Origin of the sequence: Streptomyces liliiviolaceus (genome assembly GCF_018070025.1) — a bacterium.
Taxonomy (GTDB): domain Bacteria; phylum Actinomycetota; class Actinomycetes; order Streptomycetales; family Streptomycetaceae; genus Streptomyces; species Streptomyces liliiviolaceus.
On sequence record NZ_JAGPYQ010000001.1, the window covers coordinates 5,896,478 to 5,916,764 of the forward strand.

A 20,287-nucleotide genomic window follows, 5' to 3' on the forward strand; every position below is an offset into this window, starting at 1 on the left:
GACGGTGACAGGCAGGACCCGCGGCATGCGGGTGTTCGACACCGAGCGGCAGGAGTGGGCCGGGTCCCGGCGCGAGCGCCTCTTCCACCCCGACCAGTACCTCGACGTACGGCGGCAGAAGGTCGTCCGGCAGAAGACGGCGATCGTCCTCGCGGTGGCCGGTCTCGCCTTCGGCGTCTGGGCGCTGGCCTGGAAGGACGAGCCGGAGCCCTACCAGAACTTCACGGCCGCCCGGTCGGACACCAAGAAGGACTCCTCGGACGGGTCCGGGGGCGGGAGCGAGTCCGGGGGCGGGGGTGGCACGCCGTCGGCAGAGCCCTCCTCCTCCCTCCCCGCGGGCTATGAGCCCTGGCAGGACGACGAGGGGTTCCGGGTGGCGCTTCCGACGGGCTGGGAGCGCGACAGCCGGTCGTCGCAGTTCGGCATCGACGTGGTCGACTACCGCAGCCCGGACGGCATCCGACGGCTCCAGGTGTTCCAGGTGATGGAGACCTCCCCGTACGAGTCCTTGCAGGTCGCGCAGGTGGAGGCGCAGAAGCTCGACGGGTACGAGGCGGTCTCCCTCGCGGAGGTCCCCGGCGACGGGAACCAGGCCGCCGAGCACGAGTACCGGGCGGACGAGATCGCGGGCGAGCAGGGTGGCGGCGGCGCCCGGCACGTGATCGACCACCGCTTCACGGCCGCCGACGGCGAACGGTACGCGCTGGTCGCGTACGGCTCGGACGCCGACGGGCCGGACGACGAGCGGGAACTCGTGGACACGGCGCTGCGCTGGTTCTGCCCGCCGGGCACGCAGTGCGAGACGCCTGAGGGCTGACGGGCCGCCGGTGTTCACCACGGCGGGCCGCCGGTGCTCGCCCCGGCGGGCCGGCGCGGACCTCAGGCGGGCGCCGCGGTCGTGCCCCGCACTTCGAGGACGGGTGCGCTCAGGACGACCTGCGCCGGACGGGCGGGGTCGGCGATCCGGTCCAGCAGGCACTGCGCGGCGCGACGGCCGACGTCGTGGCCCGCGCTGTCCACGGTGGTGAGCCAGAGGTGGCGCAGCCGGGCGAGGTAGGTGTTGTCGTAGCCGACGAGCGAGAGGTCGCGGGGCACCTGGAGGCCGAGTTCCTCGGCGGCGGACAGCGCGCCGACACAGGCGATGTCGTTGAAGGCGAACACGGCGGTCGGCCGCCGTTCCGCGCTGAGCAGCCGGACCGTGGCCCGGTAGCCGCCCTCCTCGGTGAGGTCGCCCTGTTCCACGACGGCCGTGTCGCTCAGCCCGTGCTCGCGCATGACGGCCTCGAAGCTGCCGCGGCGCAGTGCGCCGACCATCCCCTGTCCGGCGATGTGGGCGATGCGCCGGTGGCCGAGCCCGATGAGGTGCTCGGTGGCGAGGCGGGCGCCGTACTCGTCGTCGTTGGCGACGATGTCCGCGCGGGGCAGCACCGGCTCGCGGGCACCCGCGACGACGGTCGGCAGCCGCCCGGCCGCCGCCCGCAGCATCTCCGGGCCGGGCAGTGTGCCGACGGCGATGAGTCCGTCGACCCGCAGGTCGGTGAACATGCGGGTGAGGTCCTCGCCGAGCCGCCGGTTCAGATGGCCGTCGGCCAGCAGCATGTGCAGGCCGTGGGCGTCCAGCAGGGAGTTGAGGCCGTCCAGCAGTTCCACGAACCAGGGGTTGCGCATGTCGTTCAGGAGCACGCCCACCATGGGGGTGCCCCCTGACCGGGCGTGGTCGAGGGCCTGCGGACGGGCGCGCCGCTCGCTGAGGCTGCGCGCGGCGGCGTTGGGCCGGTAGCCGAGCTCCTCTACGGCGGCCAGGACGGCCGTCCGCTTCTCGGGGCGCACGCGGTCGGAGCCGCGCAGCACGAGGGAGACCAGGGATTTGGACACTCCGGCCCGTTCGGCGACATCGCGGATCGTCGGCGGTCTCATGGATTGGACCGTTCCACAGGCGTCGATGGAAAGTCAAAGGGGTTGACACCTGCTGTGACGAACTCCAGTGTGATCCGGAACGGTCCTGGACCGATCCAAAAGCAGCGCACACCACCAGCAGTGCACAACCGATCCGAAGAGGAACAGTCATGGGGAGTACGCTCGGCGTCGCCGTCGTGGGGTTCGGCTGGATGGGGCGGGTGCACACCCAGGCGTACGCGCGCGTGCCGCACCACTTCCCGGGACTGTCCGTACGACCGGAACTGATCGCGGTCGCCGACGAGGTGCCCGGCCGGGCCGAGGAGGCCGCCGCGCGGTACGGCTTCGCCACGGCGGCCCGGGACTGGCGCGAGGTCGCCGCCGACCCCCGGGTCCGGGCGGTGAGCGTCGCCGCTCCGAACTTCCTGCACCGCGAGATCGGTGTCGCCATGGCCGAGGCGGGCAAGCACCTCTGGATCGAGAAGCCGGTCGGTCTCACCGCCGCGGACGCGCGGGCCGTCGCGGGCGCCGTCGCCAAGGCGGGCGTCCAGGGCACGGTCGGCTTCAACTACCGCAACGCGCCGGCCGTCGCCGCCGCCCGCGAACTGATCGCCGCCGGTGAGATCGGCACCGTCACGCACATCCGCATCCGGCTCTTCAGCGACTACGCCGCCCATCCCGAGGGCGCCCTGACGTGGCGTTACGAGCGTGAGCGCGGCGGCAGCGGCGTGCTCGGCGACCTCGCTTCGCACGGTGTGGACCTGGCGCGCTTCCTGCTGGGCGAGATCGCGTCGCTGACCGCCGACACGGCCGTCTTCGTCCCGGAGCGGGCCCGGCCCACCGGCGCCACCGCCGGCCACACCCGGTCCACCGGCGGTGAGTTGGGGCCCGTGGAGAACGAGGACTACGTGTCCTGTCTGCTGCGCTTCGCCTCCGGCGCCCGCGGTGTCCTGGAGGCCTGCCGGGTCTCGGTCGGCGAGCAGAACAACTACGGTTTCGAGATCCACGGCACCAAGGGCGCGGTCTCGTGGGACTTCCGTCGAATGGGTGAACTGGGAGTCAGCCGCGGCACGTCGTTCCAGGACCAGCCGGTCAGCACGCTGTACGTCGGCCCAGGGCACGGCGAGTACGCCGCGTTCCAGCCCGGGTCGGCCAACAGCATGGGCTACGACGACCTGAAGGTGATCGAGGCGTACAACTTCCTGCGCTCCATCGCCGAGGGCACGCCGTACGGGGCCACGCTGGAGGACGCCGTCCACAGCGCGACCGCCCTGGACGCCATGGCCCGTTCGGCCGAGCACGGCACGTGGGTGAGTCCGGGGAACTGAGTCTGGCATAAGCCCGCGGTACGTGCCGACACGCGCCGTGGGCCCACCGGATCATCAGTAGGATTGCCTGTTCATGGACACACGCCAGGTGAACGAGATGATCGCTGTCCCGCCGGGGCAGGTCACGCTGTCGGACCGGAGGACGCGGCGCAGTTGGTCGGTGGAGCTCGCGCCCTACCGGCTCGGGGCCTTCCCGGTCACGCAGGCGCTGTACGCGCGCGTCTCGGGCATGTGGCCGAGCAGCGCCGACGGGTACCGGCTGCCCGTCGAGGGGGTCTCGTGGTGGGACGCGGTCCGGTTCTGCAACGCTCTGTCGCTGTGGGAGGGGCTGACGCCGGCCTATGCCATCCGTGCCGACGGCGGGGGCGTCGAGTTAGAGGTCGACTGGGACAGGGCCGCCGACGGCTACCGCCTGCCCACGGAGGCCGAGTGGGAGCACGGCTGCCGTGCGGGTACGCCGGGGCCGCGGTACGGGCCGCTCGACGAAATCGCCTGGTACCGCGACAACTCCCAGGAGCGCGTCCACGACGTGGGCGGCAAACGGCCCAACCAGTGGGGCCTGCACGACATGCTGGGCAACGTGTGGGACTGGTGCTGGGACGTCTACGACGCGGAGGTGTACGGGGGGTACCGGGTGCTGCGCGGGGGCGGGTGGTTCGACGAGCACTGGAGTGTCCGCGCGAGCGCGCGGCGCCGCAGCCATCCGAGTTACCAGGTCGACGATGTGGGCTTCCGGGTCGCCCGGTCCGTATCGCCCTGAGCCGCCGGGGGCGGGGGGGTTGTGTGTCGGGTGCGGGCCGGTGAGGGCTGGCCGCGCAGTTCCCCGCGCCCCTGGGGGGGGCCAGGGGCGCGGGGAACTGCGCGGGCGACCCCCACCGGCCCGCGGTACAAACACAACCGCACCCCCCTCCCCCCGCCCGGAGGGCAACTCACCCTTTCGGGGGGCAGCCGCGGCTGACAGACTCTGGTGGTGCGCGACTTCGACTTCCTCGTCATCGGATCCGGCCCGGGCGGCCAGAAGGCCGCCATCGCCGCGGCAAAGCTCGGCCGCCGGGTCGCCATCGTAGACAGCCCCGACATGGTCGGAGGGGTCTCCATCCACACCGGGACCATCCCCTCGAAGACCCTGCGCGAGGCGGTCCTCTATCTCACCGGTCTCACCCAACGGGACCTGTACGGCCAGAGCTACCGGCTGAAGGAGGACATCACCGTCGCCGACCTGACCGCGCGCACCCAGCACGTGGTCGGCCGCGAGGTCGACGTCATCCGCAGCCAGCTCTCCCGCAACCACGTCTCCCTGTTCGCCGGCACCGGCCGCTTCGTGGACGACCACACCGTCTCCCTGCGCGAAGTGACCGGCAACGAGAAGCTGCTGACCGCGGACAACATCGTCATCGCGACCGGCACCCGGCCCGCCAGGCCCGCGACCGTCGAGTTCGACGAGCTGACGGTCCTGGACTCCGACAACGTTCTCAACCTGGAGCGGGTGCCGCGTTCCATGGTCATCGTCGGGGCCGGCGTGATCGGCATGGAGTACGCCTCCATGTTCGCCGCCCTCGGCAGCAAGATCACCGTGGTCGAACAGCGACCCGGAATGCTCGACTTCTGCGACGTCGAGGTGATCGAGTCGCTGAAGTACCACCTCAGGGACCTGGCCGTCACCTTCCGTTTCGGCGAGACGGTCGCCGCGGTCGAGCGTCACGCGCGGGGCACGCTCACCGTCCTGGAGAGCGGCAAGAAGATCCCCGCGGACGCCGTGATGTACTCCGCGGGCCGGCAGGGCCTCACCGACGACCTCGACCTCGACAAGGCCGGCCTGTCGGCCGACAAGCGCGGCCGGATCAAGGTGGACGAGCACTACCGCACCGAGGTGCCGCACATCTACGCGGTCGGTGACGTCATCGGCTTCCCGGCACTCGCGGCGACCTCGATGGAACAGGGGCGTACGGCGGCGTACCACGCGTGCGGCGAGCCGGTGGCCCGGATGCACGACCTCCAGCCGATCGGCATCTACACGATCCCGGAGATCAGTTTCATCGGGAAGACCGAGGACCAGCTCACCGAGGAACGCGTGCCGTTCGAGGTCGGCATCTCCCGCTACCGCGAACTGGCCCGGGGCCAGATCATCGGCGACTCGCACGGCATGCTCAAGCTGCTCGTCTCCCCCGACGACCGGAGACTGCTGGGCGTGCACTGCTTCGGTACGGGTGCCACGGAGCTGATCCACATCGGGCAGTCGGTGATGGGCTGCGGCGGGACGGTCGACTATCTGGTCGACGCGGTCTTCAACTATCCGACGCTCGCGGAGTCCTACAAGGTCGCCGCGCTCGACGCGACGAACAAGATCCGGCAGATCGACCGGCTCCGGGACTGATCAGGCGCCCCTCGCCGGCGCCGGGTGCGGTTCGATGTCCGGTGCCGGCCGGTGGGGGTCACCCGCGCCCTGCGGCGCAGCCGCAAGTGTCACAGCCCCGCGCCCCTGACGGGCCGGAGGCCCGAGGGGCATAAGCTCACAGCGTGGCAAAGTACTTCGATGTTCATCCCGAGAATCCTCAGGCGCGCACCATCACCCAGGTCGCCGACTCCATTCGCGCGGGTGCGCTCGTCGTCTATCCCACGGACTCCTGCTTCGCGCTGGGGTGCCAGCTGGGCAGTCGTGACGGTATCGACCGGATCCGCTCCATCCGCCGGCTCGACGACCGTCACCACTTCACGCTGGTGTGCCAGAACTTCGCGCAGCTCGGCCAGTTCGTGCAGGTCGACAACGACGTGTTCCGTGCCATCAAGGCTTCGACGCCCGGCAGCTACACCTTCATCCTCCCCGCGACCAGGGAGGTCCCGCGCAAGCTGCTGCACCCGAAGAAGAAGACCGTCGGGGTCCGCATCCCCGACCACGTGGTCGCCCAGGCCCTGCTCGCCGAGCTCGGTGAGCCGCTGCTGTCCAGCACGCTCCTCCTGCCGGACGAGGAGGAGCCGATGACCCAGGGCTGGGAGATCAAGGAACGCCTCGACCACTCCGTCGACGCGGTGATCGACTCCGGCGACTGCGGCACCGAGCCGACGACGGTCATCGACTTCTCCAGCGGCGAGGCCGAGATCGTCCGCAAGGGAGCCGGCGACGTCTCACGGTTCGAGTGACCCGCGGCCCGTCCGCGGCACGGCGCCGCCGCGTGCCATGCTGCGGCGCCCGCCGAACCGTCGGCCGTCTAACGTCGGCTTCATGACCATCACTGTGCGGCGGGGCGTCGCGTGACGCCGTGGGAGGCCGTCGCGGTGTTCGCGGCGGGCATGGGTGCGGGCGCGGTCAACACCGTGGTCGGCTCCGGGACCCTGATCACCTTTCCCGTGCTGCTCGCCACCGGTCTGTCTCCCGTCACCGCGACGGTCTCGAACGCGCTCGGTCTGGTCCCCGGCGCCGTCAGCGGAGCGTTCGGCTACCGCAAGGAGTTGCGCGGTCAGCGGCGGCGCATCCTCAGGCTGAGCGTCGGTGCGCTGCTGGGCGGCTTCACGGGGGCCGTGCTGCTGCTGGCGCTGCCCGCGACGGCGTTCGAGAAGATCGTGCCGGTCGTGGTGGGTCTTGCGCTCGTCCTGGTCGCGTTCCAGCCGCTGATCACGAAGCGCTTGCGCCGCCGCGCGGCGGATCCTTCGTCGGAGCGTTCATCGGCTGCGGGTCCACGAGGGCCGGTCGCGCAGTTCCCCGCGCCCCTCAAGGACGGGCCGCGCCACCGGGACGGCGGCCCGTCGCTGTTCGTCGGACTGACCCTCGCGAGCGTCTACGGCGGCTACTTCGCGGCGGCGCAGGGGATCATCTACATGTCTTTGATGGGGGTGCTCCTGGACGAGACGATGCAACGCCTCACCGCCGTCAAGAACGTCCTCGTCGCCGTCGTCAACACCGTCGCCGCGACCTTCTTCCTCTTCGTCGCCGACTTCGACTGGACGGCCGTCGCGCTGATCGCCGTCGGCTCCGCGATCGGCGGGCAGCTCGGCGCCGCGGTCGGCCGCCGCTTCAGCCCGCTGGTCCTGCGCGTCCTCATCGTGACGATCGGCACGGTCGCGCTCGTCCAACTGCTGCTGCGCTGACCGCCGCGCGCGCCTACGGGACGACTGGGCTCACTTGCTGAACGGTCCCTCCAGTGCCGCCCACTGCAACAGCATGATGGTCTTGGCGTCGGCGATCGCGCCCGTACGGATCATGCCGAGGGCCTCCCTGAAGGGCAGTTCGACGGTCTCGATGTCCTCGCCCTCCTCGTCCAGTCCGCCGCCCTCGTGGGTGCGGGTGGACGGTCCGTAGGAGGCGGCGTAGAAGGTGACGCGCTCGGTGACCGAGCCCGGGCTCATGTAGACGTCGAAGACCCGCTCGACCTCGCCGATCGTGTGCCCGGTCTCCTCGATGACCTCGCGTCGTACGGCGACCTCGGGGTGCTCGTCGTCATCGTCGAGCAGACCGCCCGGTGTCTCGACGAGCATGCCGTCGGGGTGTCCGTTGACGTACACGGGATAGCGGAACTGCCGGGTGAGCAGCACGGTCTCGCGTTCCGTGTCGTACAGCAGGATCGTGGCGCCGTTGCCGCGGTCGTGCGTCTCGCGCTCCTGGGTGGACCAGGTGCCGTCGGCGAGCTGGAGGTCGAACGTCGTGGTGCGCTCCACGTACCAGTGGCAGGACAGCAGGGTCACGTCCCGCACCTTGACCCGGGGGTTCCCCGTCAGGTCGAGGCCGACCCGGTCGAGTCCGGTACGGCCCCTGCGGTCCGGGGTGTCGATGCCCGCGGTCATCGTGCACCGGCCGGGGAGGAGGTACGGGTGGGAGAAGTACGGGTGGAACAAGTGGTCATGTCCTGCTTCTACCATCCCGGTCACGCCCCTGTCAGGCGTGTCATTGATCAGCGGGGCCGCCGACGGTCGGGCCGTCGACCTGTCGCCGCGTTCCTGCAAGAGGTTCGTACGTGCGAGCCGGTGGGGGCTGGTCGCGCAGTTCCCCGCGCCCCTACCGTGCAGCCCGCCCCCGCCGGCCCGCAGCCGACCCGGCCAACGGAGACCCGACGATCCATCAGGTCAAGCGTCCCGGACTCTTGACTCTCCTCTCCGCAGTCGGGATTCTCATCCCCAAGCGTTTGCAGGAGTCATGACAAGCAGCGTGTCGTCGACCGAAGACGTGGGTGATGTTCGTGACCCGACAGCCTCTCCACCGGCGCCGGCCTCTCACGGTCCTGTCGCTGCTGCTCGTCGTGATGGCCATGGCGCTCGGGCCCACGCCCAGTTCCGCCGCCGGGACGGACTGGTGGGACCCGACCGCGCGGCCCGCGCCCGACTCGCAGATCAACGTCACCGGGGAGCCCTTCAAGGGCACGAACTCCCAGGGCGAGGTGCGCGGGTTCGTCGACGCGCACAACCACATCATGGCCAACGAGGCGTTCGGCGGGCGGCTCATCTGCGGCAAGTCCTTCTCGAAGGCGGGCGTCGCCGACGCCCTCAAGGACTGTCCCGAGCACTACCCCGACGGCTCGCTGGCCCTCTTCGACTTCATCACCAACGGCGGCGACGGCAAGCACGACCCGGACGGCTGGCCCACGTTCAAGGACTGGCCGGCCCATGACTCGCTGACCCACCAGCAGAACTACTACGCCTGGGTCGAGCGGGCCTGGCGCGGCGGCCAGCGCGTACTCGTCAACGACCTCGTCACCAACGGCGTGATCTGCTCGGTCTACCCCTTCAAGGACCGCAGCTGCGACGAGATGACCTCGATCCGGCTGCAGGCGAAGCTGACGTACGACATGCAGGACTACATCGACGCCATGTACGGCGGCCCGGGCAAGGGCTGGTTCAGGATCGTCACCGACAGCGCGCAGGCCCGCGAGGTCGCCCAGCAGGGCAGACTCGCCGTCGTCCTGGGCGTGGAGACGTCCGAGCCGTTCGGCTGCAAGCAGATCCTGGACATCGCGCAGTGCGACAAGGCCGACATCGACGCCGGTCTCGACGAGCTGTACGACCTCGGTGTGCGCAGCATGTTCCTGTGCCACAAGTTCGACAACGCCCTGTGCGGGGTCAGGTTCGACGAAGGCGGCCTCGGTACGGCGATCAACGTCGGTCAGTTCCTGTCGACGGGCACCTTCTGGCAGACGGAGAAGTGCACCGGCCCGCAGCACGACAACCCCATCGGGGGCGCGGCGGCGCCGGGCGCCGAGAAGGAACTGCCCGCGGGGGTCGACGTACCGACGTACGACGAGGACGCGCAGTGCAACAAGCGCGGGCTCACCGATCTCGGCGAGTACGCCGTGCGCGGGCTGATGAAGCGCAAGATGATGCTGGAGATCGACCACATGGGCGTCAAGGCCACCGGCCGCGCCCTCGACATCTTCGAGGCCGAGTCCTACCCCGGCGTGATCTCCTCGCACAGCTGGATGGACCTGAACTGGACCGAGCGGGTCTACCGGCTCGGCGGGTTCATCGCCCAGTACATGCACGGCTCCGAGCAGTTCGGCGCGGAGGCCGCGCGGACGAAGGCCCTGCGCGACAAGTACGACGTGGGCTACGGCTACGGCACCGACATGAACGGTGTCGGAGGCTGGCCCGCCCCGCGCGGCGCGGACGCCCCGAACCCCGTTCGGTACCCGTTCCGCAGCACCGACGGCACCGCCGTGCTCGACCGGCAGACCACCGGGCAGCGCACCTGGGACATCAACACCGACGGGGCCGCCCACTACGGACTCGTACCGGACTGGATCGAGGACATCCGGCTGGTCGCGGGCCAGAGTGTCGTGGACGACCTGTTCCGGGGCGCCGAGTCCTACCTCGACACCTGGGGTGCGGCGGAGCGGCACGAGGCGGGGGTGAACCTCGCCAAGGGCGCGCCCGCGTCGGCCAGTTCGTCGGAGTCGAGCATCTTCACCAGTTACGCGCCCGGCCGGGCCGTGGACGGTGACACGGGCACCCGCTGGGCCAGCGACTGGAGCGACGACCAGTGGCTGCGGATCGACCTCGGTTCCACCAGCACGGTCAGGCGTGTCACCCTCGACTGGGAGCGCGCCTACGCGAAGTCGTACCGCGTGGAGGTCTCCACCAACGGCACGGACTGGCAGTCCGTGTGGTCCACCACCGCCGGGGACGGCGGCCTGGACACGGCCAGGTTCTCCGGCACACCCGCCCGCTATGTGCGGATCCACGGGCTGGACCGCGGTACGGACTGGGGTTACTCCCTGTACGAGGTGGGCGTCCACAGCAGCTGACGCCCACCGGTGACCCACCCGGAACGAGCAGGCGGGAAAGGGACCTCATGGCACGGAAGCCGTCGGCCGAGCGGCGCCGTCAGCTCACCGAGGCGGCCATCCGCGCGATGACCCGGGACGGCGTCCCCAGGACGACGACCCGGTCCATCGCGGCCGAGGCGGGCGTGTCACTGAGCGTCTTCCACTACTGCTTCGACTCCAAGCAGGCGCTGATCGAGTCCGTCATCGAGACGATCACCGGTCACTCCGTCACGGTGGTGCGCGAGGCGATCCGGCCGAGGGCGACCCTGCGGGAGACCGTCGCGGCCGGCTTCCGGGCCTACTGGGACCATGTGTCCGCGCACCCGGGCGAGCACATGCTCACGTACGAGCTGACGCAGTACGCCCTGCGGCAGCCGGGGTTCGAGCATCTGGCGCGGCGGCAGTACGAGTTGTACTTCGAGACCTACGCGGAACTGGTCGAACAGCTCAGCCGTGACATGGACTTCGTGCTGCGCGTGCCCGTGCCGGTGCTGGCGCGCTATCTGGCGGCCATGACCGACGGGCTGACGCTCAACTTCCTGGTGCTCGGGGACGATTCGGCGTGGGCGGACATCCTCGACACGATCACCGACCACGTGGCCGGGCTCGTACGGGACACCGACGAGGTCGTATGAACCTGCGGGCCGGTGAGGGCTGGTCGCGCGGTTCCCCGCGCCCCTTACGGGGCTCAGCGGCCTCGGGGCTTGCCTCGCTTGGCGCCCTTCGTGTTCTTGGTGTTCTTGGCACCCTTGGATCGGCCCGCCGCCGGCTTGCGTCGGGGGGTGGCCTTGGCCGGGGGGCGAGCTGCCTTCGGCTCGGCTGCGGGCTGGGTACGGCCTCGGGAGCTGTTGACGGTCCGGCCCCGGACGATGCCGATGAAGTCCTCCACCAGGTCGGTGGTCCGCTCCTCCGGCCACGACAGGGCCACCCGTGACTCGGGGGCGTCCGTCACCGGCCGGTACGTGAGGTCCTTGCGGTGGTGGAGGCGGGCGATCGACTGCGGAACGACGAGGAGCCCCACTCCCGCCGCCACCAGGTCGACCGCGTCGGCCGTCGTGGCGGGGCGCTCGATCGCGGGGCGGCCCGGCAGGCGCTCCCAGTCGAGGGTGTCGTCGAGGGGGTGCAGCACGATGTCGTCCGCCAGGTCCTCGGCGCTCACCTCGTCCACCGCGGCCACGACGTGGTCCTTGGGGACGACGACCACGGTCGTCTCGGCGTAGAGGGGGATCGCGCTGAGGTCCGTACCGCCGACCGGCAGCCGGACCAGACCCGCGTCGGCGGCGCCGCCGCGCAGCGCGTCGAGGGCGTCGCCGACGGACATCGCGTGGAGCGTCAGGGGGACGTCGGGCAGCCGCTCGTTCCAGATCCGCACCCATTTGCTGGGCGTCACTCCCGGGACATACGCGAGCCGGAACGAAGGGGATTCTTCCGAGCCTGTCACCTGGCCAGGTTACCCGCCGTGGTCGGCGCTGGTTCACATGCTCGATACCCTTGCGGTTATGACGTCGCACGAGAACACCCAGACGATGAAGCCCGCGACCGCGGCGAAGAAGCTGGGTGTGTACCTAGAGGCCACACCCGCCGAGTTCCAGGAAGGTGTCGTCTCGCGTTCCGAGCTGACCGCGCTCCAGGCCGATCCGCCCGAGTGGCTGCGGGAGCTGCGGCGCACCGGGCCGCACCCCCGGCCGGTAGTCGCCGCCAAGCTCGGTGTCTCCATCTCCGGGCTCGCCCGCGGCGGGGTGACGGACGCCCTCACCACGGACGAGATCGAGGCGTTGAAGGCGGACTCCCCGGAGTGGCTCCAGAAGGAGCGCGCCACCCAGGCCGAGGTCCGCAAGGAGACGGCGCGCATCAAGGAACTCAAGGACAAGAAGGCCGAGCGGTAGCGGTCGGGCCGTAGCAGTGCAGTACCCGTAGAACGCGTACCGGACGTCGGAGGAGCCCCGTGCCGCTGCCCACACAACCGTTGCGGAAGCTGGGCTTCCTGACCATCGGCCTGTTCGACGACGCCGATCCCCGCGCGGGCCACGAGTCCACGCTGGAGATCATCGAACTCGGCGAGCGACTGGGCTTCGACAGCGCGTGGCTGCGCCACCGGCATCTCCAGTACGGGATCTCCTCCCCCGTGGCCGTCCTCGCGGCGGCCTCGCAGCGCACCAGCCGGATCGAGCTGGGCACCGCGGTCATCCCGCTGGGCTGGGAGAACCCGCTGCGCCTCGCCGAGGACCTGGCCACGGTCGACCTCCTGTCCGGGGGCCGCCTCAATCCGGGCGTCAGCGTCGGCCCGCCGATGCACTTCGACCAGGTCAAGGACGCGCTGTACCCGGACACGGCCGACACCGAGGACTTCGGCTACGACCGGGTGTCCCGGCTGCTGGACTTCGTACGCGGCAAACCGGCCACCGACTTCAGCGGCGTCGAGGGGTTCGAGGTGTTCTCGGACCGCGTCCAGCCGCACGCGGCCGGGCTGGGCGGCCGGCTCTGGTACGGCGGCGGCAGCCTGCGGTCGGCGCGGTGGGCGGGTGAGCACGGTATGAACTTCCTGACCAGCAGTGTCGTGAAGGCGGAGGAGTCCGAGGACTTCGCCGAGATCCAGCTGTCCCACGTACGGGCCTTCCGCGCCCATCACCCCGACGGCGAGCGCGCCCGCGTCTCCCAGGGGCTCGTCGTCATCCCCACCGACAGCGCCACCGCCGAGCAGCGCGCGAAGTACGAGGCGTACGTCGAGAAGCGCACTCCGCGTACGACGACGACCCACGGTCCCGCGCGCATGATGTTCGCGCCCGATCTCGTCGGGACCTCCGCCGAGATCGCCGAACGGCTGTACGCCCAGGCCGCGTTCAGGGAGATCGACGAGGTCGCGTTCGCGCTGCCGTTCACCTTCGGGCACGCGGACTACGTCCAGATCCTCACCGACATCGCCACCCGGCTCGGCCCGGCACTGGGCTGGCGGCCGTCGGCCCAGGGGTAGCGGGCCTCTCCCCGGCCTGCCTCAGTCGCTGACCCTGCTGCGCGCCTGGTACTGCAGGTCGGCGTACTCGGGGTGGCGGGCGATCCAGCCGGCGTAGAAGGGGCAGGTGGCCAGCACCCGCAGACCGGCGGCGCGGGCCTCGTCGAGGGAGACCCGGACCAGCGCGGAACCGACGCCCTTGCCCTCGCACTCCGGGCTCACCTCGGTGTGCACGAACGCGATGAGCTCGGTCGTACGGATGTACTCCGCGTACCCCACGACCTCGGGCGCTCCGTCGAGCCGTGCCTCGTAACGCCGCGCCCCGGGCGCGTCGGTCACCTCCACCGCCATGTCCTTCTCCTTGCGTGCGTACAGCCCGTGCCTACAGCGCGTGCCTAGGGTCGATCAAGGTCACGACCCTAACCCACGCGTGGCCGAGACCATCCCGGTACACCCCTGTTGACCTGCCCGTACACGAGCGGGCGGGGCGGGGCGGGCGGCCGACCGGGACCCCTCGCTCCCGCGGGGCGCCCACGTTTGGTGGATGAATGCGCGCGGACGGTACTTGCGGCGCTGAGCATGGGCCTAGGAGCGGCGAGGCCACGCGATCCGCGTGGCCGGATCTCCCGCTCGTCCGTCCATCACTTCTCCATCAGGGAGCAACCATGCGTGTGCGTACCATCCTTGCCGCCGGCGTCTTCGCCGCCACCGCGATCCTGGGCAGTGCCGGCGCGGCGATCGCCGACGACCACGACGAGCGCCACAACGATGGCCGCAACGACAGCCGCTACGAGGGCGACTTCCGCGCGTGCGGCGTGTTCTCGGGCGCCGGTGACGGCCACGCCTACTACGGCAACGGCTGCGCGGCGTCCCACTGGGAGGGCGAGAACCACGGCTCCCAGTACGGGGGCCGTCACCACTTCGGGCGCTGACGGACCGTAGCGCCGCCGCTCGGGGAACGGTCGTGACGACCGTTCCCCGACGCTTGTTCCGGTGGCCCCGGTCAGGGCCGCCGTCGGAAACGTACGAACATGTTCAGACCGGTGCCGTCCGTGCTGTCCGTGACATCCGTGATGTCCGTGAGGGAGACGGCACGCAGGTCGATGGCGTACGCCGACGCACGCAGGACGACCATCGGGTCCAGCCAGGTGCGTAGCCGGGCCGCACAGGCCGGGTCGATGTCACCGCGCGGTTCCACGGCGACCGGACCGTTCCCGTCGTACGGCCCGGCCCCGTCGACGGCCCTGTCCCGGCCCGGACTGGTGCGGCGGTGTGTGCGCTCCCCGCGCCGCACGAGCCCGTGCCGGAACTCCCCCCGTGCGGCTCCCCCTTGAACCGCGGGTGCCCACTGTTCTACCTTCGCCACATGGTCGGGGCATCAACGCCCGCTCACCAGCGAGACAACGAGCGGGTGGCAGTGGGGCCGGGTGATGACAGTTGCGTCCGCATCTCGCACTGATCGACGACGACACCGACTTCGCACTGATGTGCCGTTCCCATCTGGAACGTGAGGGCTTCACGGTCACCTGGGCCATGGACGCCCGGGCCGGCAAGGCCGTCATGTACGACGGCGGTGTGGATCTGGTCGTCCTCGACCTGGGGCTTCCCGACGGCAGCGGACTCGAACTGCTGCGGGCCCTGCGCGCCATCAGCCGGCTGCCGGTGATCGTCGTCAGCGGACGCGGCCACGAGACGGACCGGGTGGCCGGGCTGGAGATCGGCGCGGACGACTATCTCGTCAAACCGTTCTCGCAGCGCGAGCTGGTGGCCCGGATCGGGGCCGTACTGCGCAGGTGCCGGCCTCCGGAGATCCCGGCCGTCCTCGACGTGGGCTCGCTGCGCATCGACACGGCCGCGTGTCTGGCGAGCGGTGCGGGCGTCGCCCTGACCCTGCGTCCCAAGGAGTACGCCCTCCTGGAACTCCTCGCGCGCTCCCCCGGCCGCGTCTTCTCCGCCGAGCAGTTGCTGGAGCAGATCTGGGGCGCGTCCTGGCAGCCGTCCGCCACCGTGATCGAGCACGTGTACCGGCTGCGCGGAAAACTCGCCCGACTCCCCGTGCCCGCCCCGAGGATCACCACGGTGCGCGGCTACGGGTACCGCCTCGACCCCTGAGAGCCGCCGTGTCCACGACCAGTCCGCCGAGCAACCCGTCCGGCGATCCGCCGGGCAACCCGTCGAGCAACCCACCGGACGATCCATCCAGCGGTCCGCCGGGCGGCCCGTACACCGTGCCGGATTTCCGGCAGCTCTTCGACTTCGCGCTCTCCCCGTTGCTCATCCTGACGCCGGACTTCGTCATCGTGGAGGTCAACCGCGCCTATCTCGCGGCCACCGGCAGAGGGCGGGACATCGTCGGACGCCCCGTCTTCGACGTGTTCCCCGACAACCCGGCCGATCCCGAGGCCGACGGCGTCGCCAACCTGCGCCGGTCGCTGGAGACGGTGGTGGGCACGGCACGTACCGACACCATGGCGCTGCAGCGGTACGACATCCCGGCGGACGAGGGCACCGGCGACGGGACCGGGTTCGTCGAACGCTGGTGGAGCCCGGTCAACACTCCGGTCCTGGACGCCGGGGGCCGGGTGTCGCACATCATCCACCGGGTCGAGGACGTCACCGAGTTCGTGCTGGTGCGACAGGCCGGACACGAGAAGGAGCGGGCCGCCGCGGAGGCGCGGACCCGCGCGGAGAGCATGGAGATCGACCTGTTCGTCCGCGCACGGGAGATCCGCGAGGTCAACGAGCAGTTGCGGCGGCTCAACGGCGACCTCGACGCGGCGGGACACCGGTTGCGGGAGGAGCAGCGCGCCAAGGACCGGTTCATCGCGACGCTCTCGCACGAGCTGCGCAATCCGCTGGCCGCCGCCACCGCGGCGACCGAGCTGCTGAGGCTCGACATGCCCGGTGGCCATCCCGCGCTGTCCGTCCTGGAACGGCAGCTCGGCATCCTGGCCCGGATGAGCAACGACCTGCTGGACGGCACCCGCGCGGTGACCGGCCGGCTGGAGCTGGTGCCCGAGCGGATGGACCTGCGCTCGGCCGTCGAGAGCGCCTGCGCCGACATCCGTGGCCTGTTCGGGCACGAGGGGCGCGTGCTGGAGATCCGGCTGCCCGACCACCCGGTGCTCGTCGACGGCGACCGGCTGCGGCTGGCCCAGGTGCTGACCAACCTGCTGTCCAACTCGCTCAAGTACACGCAGCCGGGCGGCCGTACGGCCATAGACCTGTCGGCCGGGGAGGGCCGGGCGCGGCTCACCGTCCAGGACGACGGGATCGGTTTCGACCCCGGGCAGGCCGAGGAGCTGTTCGGGGTGTTCATGCGGGCCGCGCCGGCCGGTCCGCAGACCCCCGAGGGCCTCGGCCTCGGCCTGTCGGTGGTGCGCACCATCCTCGATCTGCACGGAGGCCGGATCTCCGCGCACAGTGACGGTCCCGGCACCGGAGCCTCGTTCACCGCCGTGCTGCCGCTGGCCGCGTCCGACGGCGCCCCGCCGCCGGCCCGGCCCGTGACGGCCCGCCGCGGGCGCAGGCAGCTGGCCGTGCTGATCGTCGAGGACAACACGGATCTCGCAGCGACCTACCGCACGCTGCTGGACCGCCAGGGGCATCACGTCACGGTCGTCCACACGGGCGCGGACGCCGTCACCGCGACCGAGGGCCATCTCTTCGACGTCGTCGTGTGCGATCTCGGGCTGCCCGACATGGACGGCTACCAGGTGGCCCGTGCCGTGCGCTCGCGCCCGCAGGGTGCCTCGCTGCGTCTCATCGCGGTCTCCGGCTTCAGCCGCGGCACCGACCGTACGCTGTCCCGCGAGGCCGGATTCGACGCCCACCTGGCGAAACCCCTGCCGCTCGCGGACCTGCTGGACCTCCTGGAGGCCTGACGGTCCCGCGTCCCCCGGGCAGTCCCTGGGCAGTCCCCGGGCGCCTGGGTCGAAAGGGCGTGCGTGGGTACTCATATCTCATGACTGACGTGGTGGACTCCGACGAACTCCTGCGCCGTATTCAGCGGGCCCGCTCCTGGGCGGGCCGGGAGGAGCAGGCGTGGAAGGCCCGCAGCGAGGAGCTGAAGACCGCCGATCCGGACAGCTCACGCGACGCCGAGCTGCGCGGACACACCTATGAGGCCGTACGCAGGACGCTGGACGAGATAGTCAGCCCGGGCGTGCACGACAACACACACGGCTGAACCCCCGGCGTCCGTCCTCACCGGCAGCGGCCCGTTTCGCAGGTGCGTGCATGACCCGCCGGGGCCATGGAACCCGCTGTGGTCATGAGCACCCCGCAGGTCCCATGCGCCGAACCCGTCACCACGGTCCTCACCTGGCAGGTGCGTCCCGGCCGTGAGGCCGAATTCGAGGAGTGGACCCGGGGCGTCGCCGACTGCGTCGCGCGGTTCCCCGGCAGCCAGGGGGTGTCCTGGCTGCGACCGGAGCCCGGGCACCGGTTCCACGCGGTGCTGCGCTTCGCCGACCCGCAGCGGCTCACCGACTGGCTGATGTCGCCCGAGCGCGCGGAGTGGCACGCGCGGATCGAGGGCATCGCCACCGAGGTCCGTGACGAGCGCCAGTCGACCACCGGGATGGAGAGCTGGTTCCGGCTCCCCGGCACCACCGTGAAGGCTCCGCCGCGCTGGAAGATGGTCCTGACGACGTTCCTCGGCGCCTATCCGATGACGTTCCTCATCCAGTGGCTGGTGGCACCCGGTACGGCGGCCTGGCCCCTGCCGCTGCGCGCCGCCGTCTTCCCCGTCGTGCTGCTGCCCGTGCTCACCTATCTGATCATGCCGGGGCTCAGCCGACTGCTGCGGTTGTGGCTGTACGGCACACCCGACGACTGACGCCGTGAACGGTCCGGTTCCGGTCCGCGTCACACGTACGCCTCATCCCGTTGGCGGCGTTTGGCGGGGGCGCTTAGAAAGGTCGCACAGCAACTCTCGGGCCGCACATCCGGGCCACGACAGCGACTGCACCCTTCGTAGGGAGCCGAGTATGACAACCCGTTCGCCTTTCGACGCCGATCGACCTGGCATATCACCCGAGAGCGTGGTCGACGCCACCATCCCGCCGCTACCCGCCTCCGCACCCTGGCACGCCGTGCCGGAGGAGGCACCGGACCGGCCGGCGCGCAGACCCGAGCGCCGGTACTCCGACGCGGCCGAACCCCGGTACGCCGGACCGGCCGAAGCGGTCGAGCAGCGGTACGCCGACCCGGCCGATGCCGACGAGCACCGGTACGCCGACCCCGCCGACGAGACCGACCACCGGTACCCCGACCCGCTCGACGAGATCGAGCAGCGGTACGCGGACCGGGCCGACGCCGCCGAGCAGCGGTACGCCGACGAGACCGACCGCCGCCGCCCCGAGCCGCCGGTCGACGAAGTCGCCCATCGGTACCCCGACGCGGCCGACAGGGCGCCCCGCCGCTACGCCGCCTCCCCGGCCGACCGGAACGACAGGGACGGCAGGCACCAACGGGACGAGCGCGAGCAGCGGGACGAGCGCGACGAGCGCCGCTACGCGGAACCGGCAGACGAGGCCCGCCGCGCGCACCCCGCCTCCCCCTCTCCCTCCTCCTCCGCACCCGCATCGGCACCCGCTCCGGCGCCGACCCCGGCCCCGGTGGCCAAGGTCGACCCGCGGGTCACCGACTCGGCCGCCGAGTTCGACAGGAAGTACCCCGACCAGGGCGAGATCGAGGCCGATCCCGCGTACATCAACCCGGTCGACGGACTGGTGCACGCCGCGGTAGCCGACCGGCCGCTGGACGAGGTGATCGAGCTCATCGAGCTGCTGGAGCAGTCACCGGAGTACGCGAGGGCCACGGTCGACGCGCTGCGGGCGGTCGGCACGGACCGGTCCGTGGAGGACGTGAGCCGGCTGGTGGCCCTGCTGACCCGGCCGCCGAGGAACGCCGACAGCGCCGACGAGGCGATCCGCGCGGCGGCCGAGGGCCGGCCCGTGGAGGACGTCACCCGGCTGATGGCGCTGCTGCACCGGCCCCCGCTGGAACCCCACTGCGGCGAGGCCGCGGTGCGGGCCGCCGCCACCAGCCGGCCGGTCGAGGAACTCGTCGAGCTGATCGGCCGCATGGCCCATGAGCAGGGCGTGCGCGAGGGCCGGCAGCAGGTGAAACCGCCGACGCGCGAGGAGAAGAAGGCGGCCGAGGCGGCGCGCGCGGCCGCGAAGGACGGGCCTCCCTCCGGGGACCGGCTGCTCGCGGCGGGCGGCACGGTCGCCATCGGCCGTACGGCCAAAGGGCGCCGGAACAGGCCCGCGAAGACCGTCGGCTCCCCCGCGTGGCCGCGGCTGGCCGCGGCCCTGATGCTCGTGGTGTGCGGGCTGGCCCACTTCCCGCCGCACCGCGACGGCGCCTCCCTCGGCGCCTTCGGGTTCGTCGCCGCCGCCTGCGGTCTGTGCGTCCTGCTGGGTCTGGCGCTGCTCCGCCGCAGCGTGGTGCCGGTGCTCGCCGTGGGCATCATGGTTCCTGCGGCACTCGCCGTCGCCCAGCTCCTGGAAGGCCGTGTCCGGTCGGCGGGTCTGTCCCGGGCCCTGGACCTGACGCTGGCGCCGCCGTGGCTCGCCGGTCTCGCGGCCGTGCTCGCCGCACTGGCGGCCCTGACGGCGCTGGTCTCGCTGCTGGCCTCGTCGAGGCCCCGCCCGCGGCCCGACGTACGGCAGCTGGCCGGGCAGCCGGCCGAACCGGACCGGGCGCCCGCGAGCTGACCCGGCGGGACGATGAACGGCGGCCGGCCCCACACCCGAGGGTGTGGGCCGCCGTTCATCGTCCCGTACGCGAGCCGTCGTCGGCCTGCGCGGGAGTTTTCTGATCGGCGCGGGGCACGTACGTGCCCCCGCTGAGGCGAC

The 20,287-nt window shown here is 71.4% G+C and carries 21 protein-coding genes; 16 read left to right on the forward strand and 5 right to left on the reverse strand.

The features are described 5' to 3' along the window. Nucleotides 1–25: 25 nt before the first annotated feature. Nucleotides 26–817, forward strand: coding sequence for a hypothetical protein (locus tag J8N05_RS25700; protein WP_210886480.1), 792 nt, complete (start codon nucleotides 26–28; stop codon nucleotides 815–817). A gap of 62 nt (nucleotides 818–879) precedes the next feature. Here J8N05_RS25700 and J8N05_RS25705 read toward each other — a convergent pair whose 3' ends face one another. Next, nucleotides 880–1,917, reverse strand: a complete 1,038-nt coding sequence (locus tag J8N05_RS25705; protein WP_210886483.1) for a LacI family DNA-binding transcriptional regulator — start codon at nucleotides 1,915–1,917, stop codon at nucleotides 880–882. Between the two features lie 149 nt (nucleotides 1,918–2,066). Here J8N05_RS25705 and J8N05_RS25710 point away from each other — a divergent pair, with 149 nt between their 5' ends. The 5 genes from J8N05_RS25710 (at nucleotide 2,067) to J8N05_RS25730 (ending at nucleotide 7,307) form a co-directional block, all read left to right on the forward strand. Next, a complete protein-coding gene (locus tag J8N05_RS25710; RefSeq protein ID WP_210886486.1) occupies nucleotides 2,067–3,224 on the forward strand; it encodes a Gfo/Idh/MocA family protein in 1,158 nt (385 codons plus the stop codon). Nucleotides 3,225–3,297: 73 nt separating this feature from the next. After that, nucleotides 3,298–3,984, forward strand: coding sequence for a formylglycine-generating enzyme family protein (locus J8N05_RS25715; protein WP_247706482.1), 687 nt, complete (start codon nucleotides 3,298–3,300; stop codon nucleotides 3,982–3,984). A gap of 210 nt (nucleotides 3,985–4,194) precedes the next feature. Beyond that, nucleotides 4,195–5,598, forward strand: a complete 1,404-nt coding sequence (gene sthA / locus J8N05_RS25720; RefSeq protein ID WP_210886488.1) for a Si-specific NAD(P)(+) transhydrogenase — start codon at nucleotides 4,195–4,197, stop codon at nucleotides 5,596–5,598. Between the two features lie 143 nt (nucleotides 5,599–5,741). Next, nucleotides 5,742–6,362 (forward strand): L-threonylcarbamoyladenylate synthase, encoded by a 621-nt coding sequence (locus tag J8N05_RS25725; RefSeq protein ID WP_189768828.1) that lies wholly within the window; start codon nucleotides 5,742–5,744, stop codon nucleotides 6,360–6,362. 111 nt (nucleotides 6,363–6,473) lie between these two features. After that, entirely contained in the window at nucleotides 6,474–7,307 is an 834-nt protein-coding gene (locus tag J8N05_RS25730; protein WP_210886490.1) for a sulfite exporter TauE/SafE family protein, read from the forward strand. Nucleotides 7,308–7,337: 30 nt separating this feature from the next. Here J8N05_RS25730 and J8N05_RS25735 read toward each other — a convergent pair whose 3' ends face one another. Next, nucleotides 7,338–8,000, reverse strand: a complete 663-nt coding sequence (locus J8N05_RS25735; protein ID WP_210890379.1) for an NUDIX domain-containing protein — start codon at nucleotides 7,998–8,000, stop codon at nucleotides 7,338–7,340. 386 nt (nucleotides 8,001–8,386) lie between these two features. Between J8N05_RS25735 and J8N05_RS25740 the strand changes: the two genes are divergently transcribed. Further along, nucleotides 8,387–10,450: a discoidin domain-containing protein gene (locus J8N05_RS25740; RefSeq protein ID WP_210886492.1), complete on the forward strand. Its 2,064-nt coding sequence runs from the start codon at nucleotides 8,387–8,389 to the stop codon at nucleotides 10,448–10,450. Between the two features lie 47 nt (nucleotides 10,451–10,497). Beyond that, a complete protein-coding gene (locus tag J8N05_RS25745) occupies nucleotides 10,498–11,106 on the forward strand; it encodes a TetR/AcrR family transcriptional regulator (protein WP_210886494.1) in 609 nt (202 codons plus the stop codon). A gap of 53 nt (nucleotides 11,107–11,159) precedes the next feature. Here the strand turns inward: J8N05_RS25745 and J8N05_RS25750 are convergent, their stop codons facing one another. Further along, on the reverse strand, nucleotides 11,160–11,912 hold the full coding sequence (locus tag J8N05_RS25750; RefSeq protein ID WP_210886496.1) for a LysR substrate-binding domain-containing protein: 753 nt from the start codon (nucleotides 11,910–11,912) through the stop codon (nucleotides 11,160–11,162). A gap of 37 nt (nucleotides 11,913–11,949) precedes the next feature. On the opposite strand from J8N05_RS25750, the gene J8N05_RS25755 reads away from it, so the two are divergent. Then, nucleotides 11,950–12,357 (forward strand): DUF5997 family protein, encoded by a 408-nt coding sequence (locus J8N05_RS25755; RefSeq protein ID WP_210886498.1) that lies wholly within the window; start codon nucleotides 11,950–11,952, stop codon nucleotides 12,355–12,357. Nucleotides 12,358–12,416: 59 nt separating this feature from the next. After that, a complete protein-coding gene (locus J8N05_RS25760) occupies nucleotides 12,417–13,442 on the forward strand; it encodes an LLM class flavin-dependent oxidoreductase (RefSeq protein ID WP_210886499.1) in 1,026 nt (341 codons plus the stop codon). A 21-nt stretch (nucleotides 13,443–13,463) separates the two neighbouring features. Here the strand turns inward: J8N05_RS25760 and J8N05_RS25765 are convergent, their stop codons facing one another. Further along, entirely contained in the window at nucleotides 13,464–13,772 is a 309-nt protein-coding gene (locus tag J8N05_RS25765) for a GNAT family N-acetyltransferase (protein ID WP_210886500.1), read from the reverse strand. Between the two features lie 314 nt (nucleotides 13,773–14,086). On the opposite strand from J8N05_RS25765, the gene J8N05_RS25770 reads away from it, so the two are divergent. Continuing rightward, nucleotides 14,087–14,353 (forward strand): hypothetical protein, encoded by a 267-nt coding sequence (locus J8N05_RS25770; RefSeq protein WP_210886501.1) that lies wholly within the window; start codon nucleotides 14,087–14,089, stop codon nucleotides 14,351–14,353. A 71-nt stretch (nucleotides 14,354–14,424) separates the two neighbouring features. On the opposite strand, the gene J8N05_RS25775 is transcribed toward J8N05_RS25770, so the two are convergent. After that, the gene (locus J8N05_RS25775) at nucleotides 14,425–14,787 is read right to left on the reverse strand and encodes a hypothetical protein (RefSeq protein WP_210886502.1); all 363 of its coding nucleotides are present in this window, start codon (nucleotides 14,785–14,787) and stop codon (nucleotides 14,425–14,427) included. A 71-nt stretch (nucleotides 14,788–14,858) separates the two neighbouring features. On the opposite strand from J8N05_RS25775, the gene J8N05_RS25780 reads away from it, so the two are divergent. The 5 genes from J8N05_RS25780 (at nucleotide 14,859) to J8N05_RS47570 (ending at nucleotide 20,146) form a co-directional block, all read left to right on the forward strand. After that, nucleotides 14,859–15,533, forward strand: a complete 675-nt coding sequence (locus tag J8N05_RS25780) for a response regulator transcription factor (protein ID WP_210886503.1) — start codon at nucleotides 14,859–14,861, stop codon at nucleotides 15,531–15,533. 8 nt (nucleotides 15,534–15,541) lie between these two features. Continuing rightward, nucleotides 15,542–17,305: a hybrid sensor histidine kinase/response regulator gene (locus tag J8N05_RS25785; RefSeq protein WP_247706483.1), complete on the forward strand. Its 1,764-nt coding sequence runs from the start codon at nucleotides 15,542–15,544 to the stop codon at nucleotides 17,303–17,305. 80 nt (nucleotides 17,306–17,385) lie between these two features. Further along, entirely contained in the window at nucleotides 17,386–17,610 is a 225-nt protein-coding gene (locus J8N05_RS25790; protein ID WP_210886504.1) for a hypothetical protein, read from the forward strand. Between the two features lie 84 nt (nucleotides 17,611–17,694). Then, nucleotides 17,695–18,261, forward strand: coding sequence for an antibiotic biosynthesis monooxygenase (locus tag J8N05_RS25795; RefSeq protein WP_210886506.1), 567 nt, complete (start codon nucleotides 17,695–17,697; stop codon nucleotides 18,259–18,261). A 205-nt stretch (nucleotides 18,262–18,466) separates the two neighbouring features. Continuing rightward, a complete protein-coding gene (locus J8N05_RS47570; protein ID WP_247706484.1) occupies nucleotides 18,467–20,146 on the forward strand; it encodes a hypothetical protein in 1,680 nt (559 codons plus the stop codon). The last annotated feature ends 141 nt before the right edge of the window (nucleotides 20,147–20,287 follow it).

What these genes read in the sequence shown, in the direction of transcription:
- J8N05_RS25745 (WP_210886494.1), top strand. Translation starts at nt 10,498, where the DNA reads ATGGCACGGAAGCCGTCGGCCGAGCGGCGCCGTCAGCTCACCGAGGCG.
- J8N05_RS25765 (WP_210886500.1), bottom strand. Translation starts at nt 13,772, where the DNA reads ATGGCGGTGGAGGTGACCGACGCGCCCGGGGCGCGGCGTTACGAGGCA.
- J8N05_RS25795 (WP_210886506.1), top strand. Translation starts at nt 17,695, where the DNA reads ATGAGCACCCCGCAGGTCCCATGCGCCGAACCCGTCACCACGGTCCTC.
- J8N05_RS25740 (WP_210886492.1), top strand. Translation starts at nt 8,387, where the DNA reads ATGTTCGTGACCCGACAGCCTCTCCACCGGCGCCGGCCTCTCACGGTC.
- J8N05_RS25755 (WP_210886498.1), top strand. Translation starts at nt 11,950, where the DNA reads ATGCTCGATACCCTTGCGGTTATGACGTCGCACGAGAACACCCAGACG.
- J8N05_RS25715 (WP_247706482.1), top strand. Translation starts at nt 3,298, where the DNA reads ATGGACACACGCCAGGTGAACGAGATGATCGCTGTCCCGCCGGGGCAG.
- J8N05_RS25790 (WP_210886504.1), top strand. Translation starts at nt 17,386, where the DNA reads ATGACTGACGTGGTGGACTCCGACGAACTCCTGCGCCGTATTCAGCGG.
- J8N05_RS25735 (WP_210890379.1), bottom strand. Translation starts at nt 8,000, where the DNA reads ATGACCGCGGGCATCGACACCCCGGACCGCAGGGGCCGTACCGGACTC.
- J8N05_RS25770 (WP_210886501.1), top strand. Translation starts at nt 14,087, where the DNA reads ATGCGTGTGCGTACCATCCTTGCCGCCGGCGTCTTCGCCGCCACCGCG.
- J8N05_RS25710 (WP_210886486.1), top strand. Translation starts at nt 2,067, where the DNA reads ATGGGGAGTACGCTCGGCGTCGCCGTCGTGGGGTTCGGCTGGATGGGG.
- J8N05_RS25705 (WP_210886483.1), bottom strand. Translation starts at nt 1,917, where the DNA reads ATGAGACCGCCGACGATCCGCGATGTCGCCGAACGGGCCGGAGTGTCC.
- J8N05_RS25700 (WP_210886480.1), top strand. Translation starts at nt 26, where the DNA reads ATGCGGGTGTTCGACACCGAGCGGCAGGAGTGGGCCGGGTCCCGGCGC.